The organism is Runella rosea (assembly GCF_003325355.1).
GTDB lineage: Bacteria > Bacteroidota > Bacteroidia > Cytophagales > Spirosomataceae > Runella > Runella rosea.
The window spans coordinates 2,965,181-2,979,534 of sequence record NZ_CP030850.1 but is presented as its reverse complement, the minus strand read 5'-3'; the positions used below and the strand labels follow the sequence as shown (position 1 = coordinate 2,979,534).

Genomic DNA, 14,354 nt, shown 5'->3' with positions numbered 1-14,354 from the left:
TTATTCAAAACCAATAAAAATGGAAACAAGTTTAAATAATCAAAAAATAAAACACCTCGAAACCCTTCTCCAAAAAGACTTGGGGAGATTGTCGGATGAAGAGATGAAAATATTGGTTTCCATGAGTATCAGCCGTATTTTGGTGGACAATTCGCTTGATGATACCCGACAAAAAACCACATTTGGCGAACGGATAGCAGATAAAATAGCGGAATTTGGCGGCAGTTGGACGTTTATCATCTCGTTTGGACTTTTTATCGCCGTCTGGATAAGCGTCAATGTGTGGTTGTTGCTCAACAAAGGTTTTGATCCTTACCCGTTCATTTTACTCAACTTGCTTCTATCTTGTTTGGCTGCATTGCAGGCCCCAGTCATCATGATGAGTCAAAATCGTCAGGAGCAAAAGGACCGCGCACGCGCCAAAAGCGATTACGAGATTAACCTCCGTGCTGAGTTGGAAATTCGACTTTTGCACGAAAAACTAGACTATGTGATTCATAAACTGGAGACGAAAAAATGAAAAAGGCTGCCCCTTATGAGACAGCCTTCTTGAAAAAATAGCAGATAAACTTAATTACATCGCGCCTGCTTTAATATCATCTACCACCGTGGGGTCCAGAAGCGTGGTCGTGTCACCTAGGTTTCCAGTATCTCCTTCGGCGATTTTACGCAGAATCCGGCGCATGATTTTCCCCGAGCGCGTTTTGGGTAATCCTCTGACAAACTGGATTTTATCGGGTTTGGCAATGGGCCCAATGATGCGTGTCACGGTCGCTAAAATATCTCGGCGAGAAAGGTCTTCGTCGTCGAGGGTATTTTCGCAAATGACAAACGCATAGATACCCTGCCCTTTGATGTCGTGCGGATAGCCCACCACGGCACTTTCGATGACGTCGGCGTGCATGTTGATGGCGTTTTCTACTTCGGCGGTTCCGATGCGGTGCCCCGATACGTTGAGCACATCATCCACGCGACCCGTGATGCGGTAGTAGCCGTCTTCGTCGCGGAGGCAGCCGTCGCCCGTAAAGTATAGGTTTGGATAGGTCGAGAAGTATGTCTGACGACAGCGCTCGTGATCACCCCAAGTGGTGCGTATGATAGACGGCCACGGATACTTGATACAAAGGTTTCCGCTCACGCCGTTTCCTTCTATTTCTTTGCCGCTTTCATCGACCAATATCGGTTGTACACCTGGCAGTGGCAGGGTAGCGTAAGTAGGTTTGGTTTTGGTCACACCTGCGATGGGCGAAATCAGAATGCCGCCCGTTTCGGTTTGCCACCATGTGTCGACAATCGGGCATTTGCCTTTACCAATGTGTTCGTTGTACCAGTTCCATGCTTCTTCGTTGATGGGTTCACCCACCGAGCCCAGCACTTTGAGCGAGCTGAGGTCTTTGCCTTCCACGTATTTCAGGCCGAAGCCCATCAACGACCGAATGGCCGTGGGGGCGGTATAAAGAATGTCTACTTTGTGCCGGTCAACAATATCCCAAAAACGTCCAGCATCGGGATAGGTCGGGATGCCTTCAAACATCAGAGAAGTGGCTCCACTCAGCAGCGGGCCGTAAACGATGTAGCTGTGGCCCGTGATCCAGCCAACGTCGGCGGTACAGAAAAATACTTGGTCTTTTTCGTATTGGAATACATTTTGGAACGTATAAGCAGAGTAAACCATGTAGCCGCCCGTGGTGTGCACAACGCCCTTGGGCTTGCCTGTGGAGCCTGAAGTATAAAGAATAAACAAGGGGTCTTCTGAATCCATCACTTCTGGCCGGCAGTCCGATGTGACTTGCTTCATTTCGCTTTCCCACCATACATCACGGCCTTTGATCATCGAAATGGGCGTGCGGGTATGGGTCAATACGATTACTTTTTGAACCGAAGGACACGCAATCAAGGCGTCGTCAACGGTATCTTTCATGGGGATATTTTTATTGCCACGCGCTGCACCGTCGGAGGTTACAATAACCTTACAGTTAGAATCAATGATGCGGTCGGTCAAGGACTGGGCCGAAAATCCACCGAATACCACCGAGTGAACGGCACCAATGCGCGCACAGGCCAAGATGGCGATAGCCGCTTCGGGCACCATTGGCAGGTAAATACACACGCGGTCGCCTTTAACAACGCCGTTGCGCTTGAGCACGTTGGCAAAACGACACACTTGGTCGTGCAGCATTTTGTAAGTGAGCGTTACGCTGGGTTCGGAGGGGTCATTGGGTTCCCAAATGATGGCTGGATGATTGCCTAGTTCACGCAAATGACGGTCGAGGGCGTTTTCGGTGATGTTTGTTTTTCCGCCTACAAACCACTTGATGTCGGGTGTGCTAAAATTCCATTCGAGCACTTTTTTCCATGGCTTATGCCATTTGAATTCCTGAGCTATTTCGGCCCAGAATCCTTCGGGGTCTTCTACACTGTGCTGATAGGCGGTTTGGTACTCTTCAAATGTACGGATACGCATGATATCTGAATGTGTTTTGGTAAAAGTTAACGTGGTTAGGAAGGTTGTTGATGAATGCGGGTCTAAAAATAATAAAACATTTTCCCGTTTGAGTGAAATCGCTGTCCTAAAATTGCTAAAAAGGTATAGAAAGTGATGAAAATCAGGTGACTGCAAATTCCCCGAATCCTTTGCCAATTTTTCGGTTCTGCAATTTTTCGGCAATTTCTCCTAAGATGGCGGGGTCGTCAATTGTAGAAGGAATGTTGTAAGATTCGCCATCGGCAATTTGGCGCATCACTTTTCGCAGGATTTTTCCCGAACGAGTTTTGGGCAAACGTTTTACAATTATTGCGCTTTTGAAGTACGCCACGGCTCCGATTTGTTCCCGAATCAACGTCACCAACTGCGTTTCAATCGTCGGCTCATCGATGGCCATTCCATCTTTCAGCACCACGAAAGCAACGGGGCGTTGTCCGCGCATTTCGTCCTGAATCCCTACCACGGCACATTCCGCCACCGCAGGGTGCGAAGCCACAAATTCCTCCATTTCACCCGTAGAAAGGCGGTGCCCCGCTACGTTGATGACATCGTCTACGCGGCCCATGATGTACACGTAGCCGTCGTCGTCTTTGTAGCCGCCGTCGCCCGAGAAATAATAACCCGGAAATTTGGAAAGATACGATTCCTGAAAGCGGGCATCGTCGTTCCAGAGCGTGGGGAGGCAGCCCGGAGGCAAGGGGAGTTTGAGGCAAACATATCCTTCTTGGTTGGCTCCCAACGGCTGCCCGTCTTCGTCCAGAATCTGCACATCAAATCCACTAACGGGCTTGGTAGCGGAGCCAGGTTTGACGGGCAAGAGCTCCACGCCAGTCATGTTAGCGATCATGGGCCAGCCAGACTCTGTTTGCCACCAATGATCAATGATGGGTTTGTTGGTTATTTCCTGCAGCCATTTGAGGGTAGAAGGGTCACAGCGCTCTCCGGCTACGAAGAGCTGTTGTAGGCAGTCAAGGTCGTATTTTTGGAGAAACTCGGCTTGTGGGTCTTCTTTCCGGATGGCGCGAAACGCCGTGGGTGCGGTAAAAAATACCTTTACGCGGTGTTCTGAAATAATGCGCCAAAATGTGCCCGCATCGGGAGTCCTAACGGGTTTTCCTTCAAACAAAATGGTGGTACAGCCCTGAATAAGAGGGGCATAGATAATGTATGAATGACCAACCGCCCAGCCCAAATCTGAAGCCGCCCAATACACATCTCCTGGCTTAATGTTGTACACATACTGCATCGAAAATTTCATGGCGACGGCGTGGCCCCCGTTATCGCGAACGATTCCTTTGGGTTTGCCCGTGGTACCCGACGTGTACAAAACATACAGCGGGTCGAGGGCGTCAACGGGCACGCAATCAACGGGCTCGGCCTGCGCAACAGCGGTGCTGAAATCAACGTCGCGCTCCACTTGCACAAGGGCGTGAATTTGGGGACGCTGTAAAATTAAACAGTGAGGTGGTTTAAATTGGGCGAGGCGAATGGCGTCGTCGAGCAACGGTTTGTACGGAATCACCCGCTCAAACTCAATACCGCACGAAGCCGAAATAACCACTTTAGGGCGGGTATCGTCAATGCGTATGGCCAGTTCGTGCGGGGCAAATCCTCCGAAAACCACCGAATGAACCGCCCCCAAACGGGCACAGGCCAGCATCGCAAAAGCCGCTTCGGGTACCATCGGCATATAAATCACGACGCAATCGCCTTTTTCGACGCCCAACTGACGCAATGCCCCTGCCAATTTTGCCACCTCCGATTGAAGTTGGGCGTAGGTGTATTTTTGAACATTTTTGGTCACTGGAGAGTCATAAATAAGTGCCACCTGCTCGGCACGGCCGTGCTCCACGTGATAATCCACGGCCAGATAGCAGGTGTTTAGTGTTCCCCCATCAAACCACCGATAGAACCCCTTTTCGTTCACCGTTAATGTTTGAACGGGCGCGTTATACCACGCAATTTTGGTTGCCTGTTCGGCCCAAAAATCCACAGGACTAGCAAGGCTGGCTTCGTAAAAGCCTGCATACGAGGGTGTTGACGATTGCATAGGTGATGAAATTTAAAAGGGTAAACTACACAGCGCTCATTGTAAGTGCGTTTACTTTGGCCACCATGTCGCGGGTTGAAAACGGTTTAGGTATGTATAAATCGGCGCCAAGATCATATCCTTTTTGCAGGTCAGTTTCGCGGCTTTTTGAACTCATAAAGATGACCTTAGCATGTTGATATTCTGGTGAGCTTTTGATAAAACGGCACACCTCATAGCCGTCTACTTTGGGCATCATAATATCTAACAAAACAACGTCTGGAATTTCGGTGCGAACGATATCAACGGCCTCCTCGCCGTCGCGGGCAATAAAAACTTTGTATCCTTCCTTTTTCATCAGGAATTCCAGCGACATCAAAATATTGGGTTCGTCGTCTACTATTACTATTTTTATATGTTGGCGTGTCATATAGGCAGTATGTTCGTAGGGTGACCTAGGAGTTTTGAGTGAATAACGTTGTAAAATAGAAAATTTATTCTCTTAAAATAAAATTGTGATCGCAAAGAGATATAGATACTACACTGGTATCTCAAAAGTAAACAGTGTTCCTTCTCCTACTGTACTCTGCACATGGATGCTCCCTTGATGCAGTTCAATGATTTTTTTGGAAATGGCCAGCCCTAATCCACTGCCTTTGGGCTTGCGGGCAAGCGGTGCATTTCCTTGGTAAAATTTATCAAAAATCAGGGCAATGTGCTCCGCACTGATGCCAGGTCCATTGTCTTTTACACCGATGGAAAGGTGATTGCCTTCTACCATTGCCTTTACTTCGATTAGCCCGTTTTGGGGAGGACAAAATTTGATGGCGTTTGATAATAAATTGATGAGCACCTGCATCAACCGGTCAAAATCACCGTTTATGGTGGGTAGTTTGCCCGCGTAAGATGTTTGAATGACAATGTTTTTTTCGGTGGCCAACGCGGTAATGGAATTGATAGACTCGTCGATGAGGGTTTCTGGTTGAAATGTTTCATTGGTCAATTGGTATTTTCCAGTTTCAAACCGTTCCAAATCAAGTACTTGGTTGATAAGCCGGGTCAGGCGGTCTGATTCTTTGATGATGGTACTCAGAAAATGCTTTTGCTGCTCTTCGTCCATGTCGGGATTGTCGTGGACAATTTCCGACAGCGCCCGAATAGAGGTCATGGGCGTCCGAATTTCGTGCGTAACCGTCGACAGAAAATCATCTTTTTCGCGGTCAGCCTGTTGCAGACGTTCATTGGCTTCTTTGAGTTGACCCGTGAGTTGTTCCAGTTCGCGTGATTTGCGCGTCAGCTCTTCGTTCACAAGGCGCAGTTCTTGCGACGTCTTCAAAATATCAATCACCTCATCCACCGTTACGGGTTCTTCCTTCGCCACCGATGCCACCACCACCCGCGCCGAAGCAGCCCCAATGGCACCGCTGAGCATTTTTTCGGCATAATTGACCAACTGAGGGTCGGCATATTTGGCAGAAAGGGCAAGTTTATTGCGTTTAACGTAGAGCGTCACAGCCCGTTGGGCGCGCATTTCCCCGAAAAATTTACTTAAAAGATTCGTCACGTCTGTTACCAATGCTTTTCCTCGCCAAGCCACCGAACGTTCGTAAGAGGTATCATACTTGAAAATATCCACAAACAACGCGGCTTGATTGTGCTCTACGGCGCTTTGGGAGAAATTCAGTGCCCCGAAAACATAAAATGAAACATTAAAAAGTAATGACCAAAAGACACCGTGCGAAAGGCTATCCATCCCTTCAAGTCCCAGAAATGCTTCTGGCCTCAGCCAATGAATATGTGCGGGACCATGCGCCAAAAAGTCGGAAGAAATAAGACCGTTGGAGGCCATTGACGGAATAATGAGGGTGTAAAACCAAACAATTGTTCCCGCCAAAATGCCGCTCATCGCTCCCGTGAGATTGGCCCGCTTCCAGCAAATTCCGCCCAAAGCGGCGGGAGCAAACTGCGCCACTGCCGCAAACGAAACCATGCCGACCGATACCAAAGAATACTTGTCACTGACGTTTTTGTAATAAGCGTACGCCAGCAAAATAATGACGGCAATAAATAAACGACGGGCGGTAATGACAAAACTCCCAATCGAAGAGCCCATGCGTTCTTGCCACCCCCGGCGGCTCACCAAAAACGGCATGAGTAAATTATTGCTGAACATCACCGTCAGGGCAGTACATTCCACGATAATCATGCTCGTAGCCGCCGAAAATCCGCCCAAATAAGTCAGAAAAGCCAAGCCCTGTTGCTTAAAATGCAGTGGTATGGCCAGCAGATAGGTGTCAGATTTGATGGCTTCGTTGGCGAAAAGTAATTTTCCACTGAGGGCAATAGGTAGTACAAAGATGTTGATAATCAGCAGGTAAAGTGGGAATAGCCACTGCGCTTTTTTGAGGTGATTTTCGTCGATATTTTCCACCACCGTTACCTGAAACTGACGCGGTAAAAACAAAATGGCAATGGCGGCTAGAAAGCAATGCCAGAACCAATTTCCCGTTTGATTTTCGGGTAACGTAAATAGTTTACGAAGTTCGGGGACTTTCACGGCGCGGGTGACGATGTCGTCGAAGCCGTTGAAAATGCCGAAAGTAATGAAGAGCCCAACCGCTAAAAATGCAAATAATTTGACCAACGATTCAAAGGCAATGGCTGCTACGAGGCCCTCATGGCGTTCGTTGGCTTCTAGTTTTCGGGTTCCGAATAGGATGGCAAATACAATCAGCATCAGGGCGATGTAAAACGATTGGTCGCTCAAAAACGACTGATTGGGCGAGGTCTCATTGCCCGATAAAATCAGAAAGCTGCTCGTAATGGCTTTGAGCTGAATGGAGATGTAGGGGATGATACCCAGTAAACACACCACGGTCACAATCACGCCCAAGGCCCGGCTTTTGCCATAACGGGCGGAGATAAAATCGGCAATGCTGGTGATTCGCTGGACTTTACAAATGCGAATAATCTTCCTGAAAATAATCCACCAAAGCGGAATCACGAGCGTTGGACCGATATAAACACTTAGAAAATCTGGCCCCGATTCAGCCGCCCGACCCACGCTGCCATAAAATGTCCAAGCGGTGCAGTAAACGGCCAATGAAAGGGCATATACGTACGGATTATTGACCCAGCTGCGTTTGTGGGACGAGCGGCGCTCGGCCCGGTCGGCAATCACAAATAAGAGCAACAGGTACACTAAAGACCAGCAAATAATCCAAAAACTACTCATCTTCTGCTTCAGATTGACGAAGTAACCATGCCGTAGCCCCAATAATCAGTAACCATGCCCCAAACAGAAAACCGTAAAATACCGGGATACTCCCGATGAACGTAGGCTTATTGAAAATCGAAAGAAAGGGGGTATTGAAGAGGACAATAGCCACTACACACAACGCCACCAATGAAATTTTACGATTTGTATTCATAAGAAGGGATAAAGTGAAGGTGCCTGTTATAAGCGCTACTAGTATAAAATGATTGCCGAAGAGCGATACTACTTCGACAATCATTCAAACTACTAAACCCTAAACCTAACTTTTACTGTCGTATTCGCCTTTGAGGGCATAAATTCCAAAAGTAGCCAGGCTCCCTACAATAAGAGGACACAAGATAAAGGTGTAAATTCCCGCAGGAATCAAGTCTTCAGGTTTTCCCGTGCCAAATTTGGGGATGGCCTGATTGATCAATAAATAATACCCTGCGGCGGCACCCACGGCCAACCAGATAATTCCTGCTAGTCTTTTTATCGTATTCATTGTCTTTGTTGTTACTAAATCAGTTGAAAAAATAGGGATAATGAGCGTTTTCGTTACTCATTCATTTTATGAATTAATCATTCACGTTGCGGTCTTTACCGTTGATGTACAGTAATCCAATGACAAAACAGATTCCTGCAATGACAATCGGATACCAAAGTCCTTCGAGGTAAGGAGCGGCGTTGGGCAATGCTTCACCTGCTTCTTTGGCGATGTCGTTGGCTTTGCCAGCCGAAGCAACCAAAGCTGTAGCGATGGTAGGCAACAGCCCCCCAAATACGCCGTTTCCGATGTGGTACGGCAATGACATAGACGTATAGCGAATGCGGGTCGGGAACATCTCAACGAGGAAGGCTGCGATAGGGCCGTAGACCATTGTTACGAAAATCACCTGAATGAAGACTAGCCAAATGAGCGTCCATTTGTCGCTGTCATTGATGGTCACTAGCTTCTTGATTTCAGGTTTTACGGGGGCCGCCGAAGCATCAGCTAAGATTTTTTCAATCTTCTTTTCTTCGTATTGGGTGCCGTCCGTATATTCTTTTTTGGTGGTGGTGACAATGAGCGAATCTTTGGTTTCAACCCCGTCTTTTTTGTCCAGCGTTCGGGTTATACCTACGGTTGTTTTTTCGGCTATTTCCGTTTTGTTTTGGATGTTGGTGGTCTGATACATTTTCTCGTAAATCGGACGATACGACAAAATGGCAATCAACATACCCGCAAGCATGATGCCTTTGCGGCCAATTTTATCCGATAACCAACCGAATAACACAAAGAATGGCGTGCCCAACATCAGCGCGTAGGTCATCAGCGCGTTGGATTGCTGAAGGTCAATATTCATTACTTTTTGCAGGAAGCTCAATGCGTAAAATTGACCTGTGTACCACACAACTCCCTGGCCCATAGTGGCTCCCAACAACGCCAACAACACAAATTTGAAGTTGTAACGGTTGCCAAACGATTCTTTTAACGGGTTGGTAGAGGTTTTTCCTTCGGCTTTTGCTTTGGCAAACAACGGCGATTCGTGCATGTTTTTACGAATCAAGACCGAAACGTATACCATGATGATAGAAACCAAAAACGGTACGCGCCAGCCCCATTCGGCAAATGCCTCCTTCGACATGCTGTTTTGGGTCAATTGAATCACAATCAGCGATACAAACAACCCTGCCGTAGCCGTGATTTGAATCCATGAAGTCCAAAATCCACGCTTGTCGGCAGGAGAGTGCTCGGCCACGTAAGTAGCGGCGCCGCCGTATTCGCCGCCAAGGGCTAATCCCTGCAAAAGCCGCAGTAAAAGCACGAGGGTAGGGGCCAAGAAACCGATGGTTTCGTAGCTAGGAATCAAACCAATCATAAACGTAGCGCCGCCCATCAGCAGCAACGTAACCATAAAGGTATATTTACGGCCAATGAGGTCGCCCAAGCGGCCAAAGAAAATGGCTCCGAAAGGACGAACCACAAAGCCAGCGGCAAAGGTGGCTAAGGTAGAAAGAAAAGCCGCGGTGGGGTTGCCATCTGGAAAAAACTTGGTGGCGATAATCGTCGCCAAGCTTCCAAAGATGTAGAAATCGTACCACTCAATCATCGTACCGACCGACGATGCCGCAATGATGGCGGCTAAGCTTTGTTTTTTCTGCGCTTTAGAATTCGTTGTTGCAGATTCTGACATTAGTGTAGGAAAGTTAGGTGTTATAATTAGAGAAAATATAAGGGTTTCGGAAGAGGGTTTTACTTAACTAAACTCAAAGATACGTTTGGAATTGAACGATAAACTCACCTTTGTTGCCATCAATGACATCTTTGGCCGTGTAGATGGGGCGAGTTGAGTACTGTAAAGTGATTTTTGCGTGATGCCCGTCGATGAAAAAGTTGCTGCCAAGGTCAAAGTAGCTGCCTGTTTTACTAAGGGCCTCAAACTTCTTAGATGTATAAGCGGCAAATGGCTGAACGCGGATTTTGGGTTTATCGCTGGTTTTGGGTAATAAAATCCCAGCCTGTGTATAAAAGATGGAACCTGTTCCAATCATTGGACGGGCATTTCCCGCGCCTGCTAAGGCTTTTTTATCGGTAAACTTAGGGTCAATCGTGCCAATATTCATGATACCGAGGTTGCGGAGGTAGTTAGGGCCAAAATTGTAATTAAAATAGCCGCTGTACATTGTAATGGCCGCATTTTTCTCTTTTCTACCGATAGGCATATCCAGAAATGCATCCAACGCAAACAAGTTTATGGAATGTTTTTGTACAATTCCATTTTTCAGGCTTTGTGTTCCTTCTTTTTGAGAATAAAACCCTGCCCCCACGTTAAACACCTTTTTCGTGCCAACGTAGGTGCCTACTTTGTAAGGAAGCGTATTTGGTTCTCGGTCAAGAAATTCATATTCTAAATAGCCTGCCAGCGCGGCTTTACTCTGACCATTGTTGTCAACGGCGACGCCTTCGGTGGCCGCTCCGTTGGTTGCAAACGGTTTATTTAATGCCAAACGATACTCAAACTTGCCCGCTTTTCCTTTGGCAAAGATGCCATATTGGCGGGCAAATTGATCGCTGTTTTCAATGAGTGCCCAGTTGAAGACTGGTGCATCAACGGCCAAGTAATTAAGGGTACTCGACATAGTCATTCTTGAAACCCCCATTACGTAGTGCAAACCAGCCCCAATATTCATCGTAAATTTGTTGGGCTTTTTTGTCTCGGCGTTGATGGTGGGGATGATGGTATATTCACTCCAAAAATCATGGAAAAATAGCCCTGGTTTTTTGCCAGCGCCATATCCACCCGTTCCAGAAGTGCCCGCAGCACCGCCGTTCAGAAAAGATTGATTGTTGATACCAAAATGAGCCAATACCATAAATCGAGCGCTCACTTGGGCCATGGCTAACATCCGTAAGCGCCGACCACCCACATCAAACGTTTTATTTTGAGGTGTACCGTTGACTAAAGTGCCGGGATTGTTCTGTACTGACCTAGCCCATATCTGACTCCAAGTAATCAAACGCACGTATTTAGTGCCTTCAGGGTTGATATTAAATTTCATTCCTGAACCATAATCCGTAGAGCCTTGGGCGTAGCTATGGGCGCAGCTTGCAGCAAAAATCAATACTAAAGATAACTTTTTCATTGTCGGTTAAGAGGAGAAGGTTTCGAAAAATTCGGACTGCATTGCAATCGAAGCCCGGCGCCTTGGGCAGTAATTGTGATTCAAAACACCAGAAAATACAATAAATAAAAAAAATATTGATATAGACTTGGTCAATTAGTGTAGCTAAAGGCCTATAAAACCCCTGATTTGCCTTATTTTATACTACTATTTGTTTTCAATTCTGAATATTCTGTGGTAATTGAAGAAAAAATCAGAATATTATAAGGTATTTTCGTATTGATTGAAGTATAAAGGGACACAAAATAGGAATAGGCACCCCGAAAAGTGCCTATAGTAATTTAGCAAAAGTATATTATATTAGCAATAAATAGGAGAAATAGGGGAGAATGCAATGCCGTGTTTGACTAAAATGAATTCTTCGGAGCCTTAATCTTTAAATCGTTCCCATTTAATCATCATAAATTTATCGCCCAATTCGGTCACAATCATACCCGTTCCTTCGAGGTTTTTGCGGTCGGCATAAAACTCCGCCAATTCCTTATGACTCATCACTTTGTATGTGGCATGATGCGTGATTCGGTCGGGCATTTTGATTTGGTATTTTTTGACCCAGTTCATGACCGACACGTGACTGACCCCCAACAAACGCTCGATTTCGCGGAAACTCACCCCTTCAATATACAGCTGGAGGGCTTTGATGACGTAATACGAACTAATACCTTTGCCGAGTTTGTCGACGGTAAAATTGTAATCGCATTTTTTGCACCGAAACCGTTGGCGGTTTTTAATAATTCCGTTTTTGACAGTTTCTAGGCTATCGCATTTGGGGCATTTCAAGGTTGCAGCCATTGATGAGAGAAGGTTTAGTCGGGTGAAAAAAGATATTTCGCTATAGTAATTTACCAAATCTAAATTGCCCCGTTCTTTGAAAAAATGCTTTTGATCATTTTTGGGGTGGATGTGCTAATTTTAGATAGATATCCTTTAGGCTTGGATATATTCGGGGCAAAAGAACAGTTTTTTGTTTCTTTATGCTGAAAAGTGCCGAAAAGTACGGATAATTGTTGCCTGTTCTGTTGGAGCCTAAAACAAGACCTAATATGTCATTTTCAATCAATTATCAAGTAGAAAATCAGTTGTCTGTTGATGAATTTATATCAGTACTCAATCGCTCAACCTTAGGCGAGCGTCGCCCCGTAGAGGATACTGAGCGGATAGCAGATATGCTCAAAAATGCCACTCTGTTGGTAACGGCGCGCGACAATGGCGTGCTCGTTGGCGTATCGCGGGCCATTACTGACTTTGCTTTTTGTACCTATCTGTCAGATTTGGCGGTGGACCAAGCGTATCAAAAACAGGGCATCGGTAAGGAGTTGATTCGGCAAACAAAACTGGCTGCGCCCCGTGCCAAACTCATTTTATTGTCGGCGCCCAAAGCAGTAGAGTATTATCCCAAAATAGGCATGAAACATCATCCCCATTGTTATTTTATAGATACGGTAGAAGAACTGAAATAATGGTTTATTATGAAAAAACTCGGACTGATTCTTTGGCTCTTTTTTGCTTTTTTTGAGTCTTTAATGGCGCAGACAACGTTTGTGGATACCTGTTTGGGTAATTGGGAAGGAACGATGTACATCTACAGCCGAGGCGTGCTCAAAGACAGCTTACCTGTAAAATTGACCGTTAAAAAAATGACAGCTGCGGATGCATGGATGTGGAAAATGGAATATTTGTCGCCCCAAATGCCTATGGTTAAAGACTATATTTTACGGCTAAAAGACGCTTCAAAAGGGCATTATATTACAGACGAAGGAGGTGGAATTGAGCTGATGGACTATTTATTTGAGAATAAACTGTATTGCGTTTTTGAAACATCTGGCGTAATACTTACTTCTACCTATGAATTGAGAGGCAAAGAATTGATTTTTGAAGTGACTTCAGGAAAAAAACAAGGTGTTGATAACCAGCCCGTCACTAACTATTCGGTTGATAATTTACAGCGGGTTGTATTTAAAAAAGTAGAATAAATCAGAACCTTCTTGTGAATGTTGACTTTGTATTGCCGGTTAAAACTTCCAATATAGACAGTAACAATGTTTCAAAAAAAGCAGAAGGGTTCACCTTCTGCTTTTTTGTTAAGTTATTCTAATCTCTTAAGCTATTTTTCGGACATGGCTTCTTCGTTAACAAATGACATTGCCACCTGCGTTAGCTCATCGTCGGCCGAGTGTTCTTCGTCCAACGTAGCCTGTAAAAGTGCCTGCACTTCCGTATGGCCCATAATGGCGGCCAAAGTACGCAGAGTACCATAGGTTGCAATTTCGTAATGTTCAACTTTTTGGGCTGCCAAAATCAGGCCGCAATCCCGCACCATTGTGCCGTCTTCGGTATCGTCAATGATTTCGTTGGCCTCTCTGATTAGTCCTTTAAGGGCTTCACAGGTTTTGGTTTCAGGTTTTTCGTCCAATGATTCAAAAACCTTTTTCAAACGTTCTACGTGGGTTTGTGTAACGGCCAAGTGACCTTCAAATGCCTTCCTAAGTTCGGTAGAAGTACTGGCTTCGGCCATTTTTGGTAGGGCTTTCAGCAAATGATTTTCGGCCCAATAAATGTCTTTAATTTCTTCCAAAAACAATTGATGAAGCGGAGATTGTTTCATCTCTTCGGTGATTTGTTGCTTTTTCATAACCTTGTTTGTTAAAGTTGAATGATAAGATATGACCGAAAAGATAAAAAAATCATGCTAACCTAAAGACAGGGTTTCTTGGGAAATAACAACCTCAAATTGTGCATCAGTTCAAGAAAGAGCTTCCCAAAAAGGCACACTTTTAGGAAAGTTGAAACAAAAAAAGCGAGCTTTTGAAAGCCCGCTTTTAAAGAAATATTGCGAAAAGAAAAACTGATTTATAGCTTGATGCAGACTGTATTCTCCTTATTTTACATTTATCAGTTTTACATTTTTCGGTTATCTA

At 45.6% G+C, this 14,354-nt stretch carries 13 protein-coding genes; 3 read left to right on the top strand and 10 right to left on the bottom strand.

Translation table 11 applies throughout. The features are described 5' to 3' along the window. Positions 1-19: 19 nt before the first annotated feature. On the top strand, positions 20-520 hold the full coding sequence (locus DR864_RS12500; protein WP_114067299.1) for a DUF1003 domain-containing protein: 501 nt from the start codon (positions 20-22) through the stop codon (positions 518-520). 54 nt (positions 521-574) lie between these two features. On the opposite strand, the gene acs is transcribed toward DR864_RS12500, so the two are convergent. The 9 genes from acs to DR864_RS12455 all read right to left on the bottom strand — a co-directional run bounded on the left by acs (position 575) and on the right by DR864_RS12455 (position 12,228). Next, positions 575-2,464 (bottom strand): acetate--CoA ligase, encoded by a 1,890-nt coding sequence (gene acs, locus DR864_RS12495; RefSeq protein ID WP_114067298.1) that lies wholly within the window; start codon positions 2,462-2,464, stop codon positions 575-577. A gap of 142 nt (positions 2,465-2,606) precedes the next feature. Next, a complete protein-coding gene (locus tag DR864_RS12490) occupies positions 2,607-4,535 on the bottom strand; it encodes a propionyl-CoA synthetase (protein ID WP_114067297.1) in 1,929 nt (642 codons plus the stop codon). 25 nt (positions 4,536-4,560) lie between these two features. Continuing rightward, complete coding sequence (locus DR864_RS12485) at positions 4,561-4,944, bottom strand: response regulator transcription factor (protein ID WP_114067296.1); 384 nt, start codon at positions 4,942-4,944, stop codon at positions 4,561-4,563. Between the two features lie 108 nt (positions 4,945-5,052). Further along, positions 5,053-7,749, bottom strand: a complete 2,697-nt coding sequence (locus DR864_RS12480) for a sensor histidine kinase (RefSeq protein ID WP_114067295.1) — start codon at positions 7,747-7,749, stop codon at positions 5,053-5,055. Then, on the bottom strand, positions 7,742-7,945 hold the full coding sequence (locus tag DR864_RS12475) for a hypothetical protein (RefSeq protein WP_114067294.1): 204 nt from the start codon (positions 7,943-7,945) through the stop codon (positions 7,742-7,744). The genes DR864_RS12480 and DR864_RS12475 overlap by 8 nt, the downstream gene beginning before the upstream one ends. 105 nt (positions 7,946-8,050) lie before the next feature. Then, complete coding sequence (locus tag DR864_RS12470) at positions 8,051-8,275, bottom strand: DUF6814 family protein (protein WP_114067293.1); 225 nt, start codon at positions 8,273-8,275, stop codon at positions 8,051-8,053. Positions 8,276-8,348: 73 nt separating this feature from the next. Then, positions 8,349-9,947, bottom strand: coding sequence for an MFS transporter (locus DR864_RS12465; protein ID WP_114067292.1), 1,599 nt, complete (start codon positions 9,945-9,947; stop codon positions 8,349-8,351). Between the two features lie 73 nt (positions 9,948-10,020). Next, complete coding sequence (locus tag DR864_RS12460) at positions 10,021-11,397, bottom strand: porin (RefSeq protein WP_114067291.1); 1,377 nt, start codon at positions 11,395-11,397, stop codon at positions 10,021-10,023. Positions 11,398-11,805: 408 nt separating this feature from the next. Further along, entirely contained in the window at positions 11,806-12,228 is a 423-nt protein-coding gene (locus tag DR864_RS12455) for an IS1/IS1595 family N-terminal zinc-binding domain-containing protein (protein ID WP_114067290.1), read from the bottom strand. 251 nt (positions 12,229-12,479) lie between these two features. Between DR864_RS12455 and DR864_RS12450 the strand changes: the two genes are divergently transcribed. Continuing rightward, a complete protein-coding gene (locus tag DR864_RS12450; RefSeq protein ID WP_114067289.1) occupies positions 12,480-12,896 on the top strand; it encodes a GNAT family N-acetyltransferase in 417 nt (138 codons plus the stop codon). A 9-nt stretch (positions 12,897-12,905) separates the two neighbouring features. Then, positions 12,906-13,409, top strand: a complete 504-nt coding sequence (locus tag DR864_RS12445) for a hypothetical protein (RefSeq protein WP_114067288.1) — start codon at positions 12,906-12,908, stop codon at positions 13,407-13,409. Positions 13,410-13,540: 131 nt separating this feature from the next. Here the strand turns inward: DR864_RS12445 and DR864_RS12440 are convergent, their stop codons facing one another. Continuing rightward, on the bottom strand, positions 13,541-14,068 hold the full coding sequence (locus DR864_RS12440; RefSeq protein ID WP_114067287.1) for a YciE/YciF ferroxidase family protein: 528 nt from the start codon (positions 14,066-14,068) through the stop codon (positions 13,541-13,543). Positions 14,069-14,354: the final 286 nt, after the last annotated feature.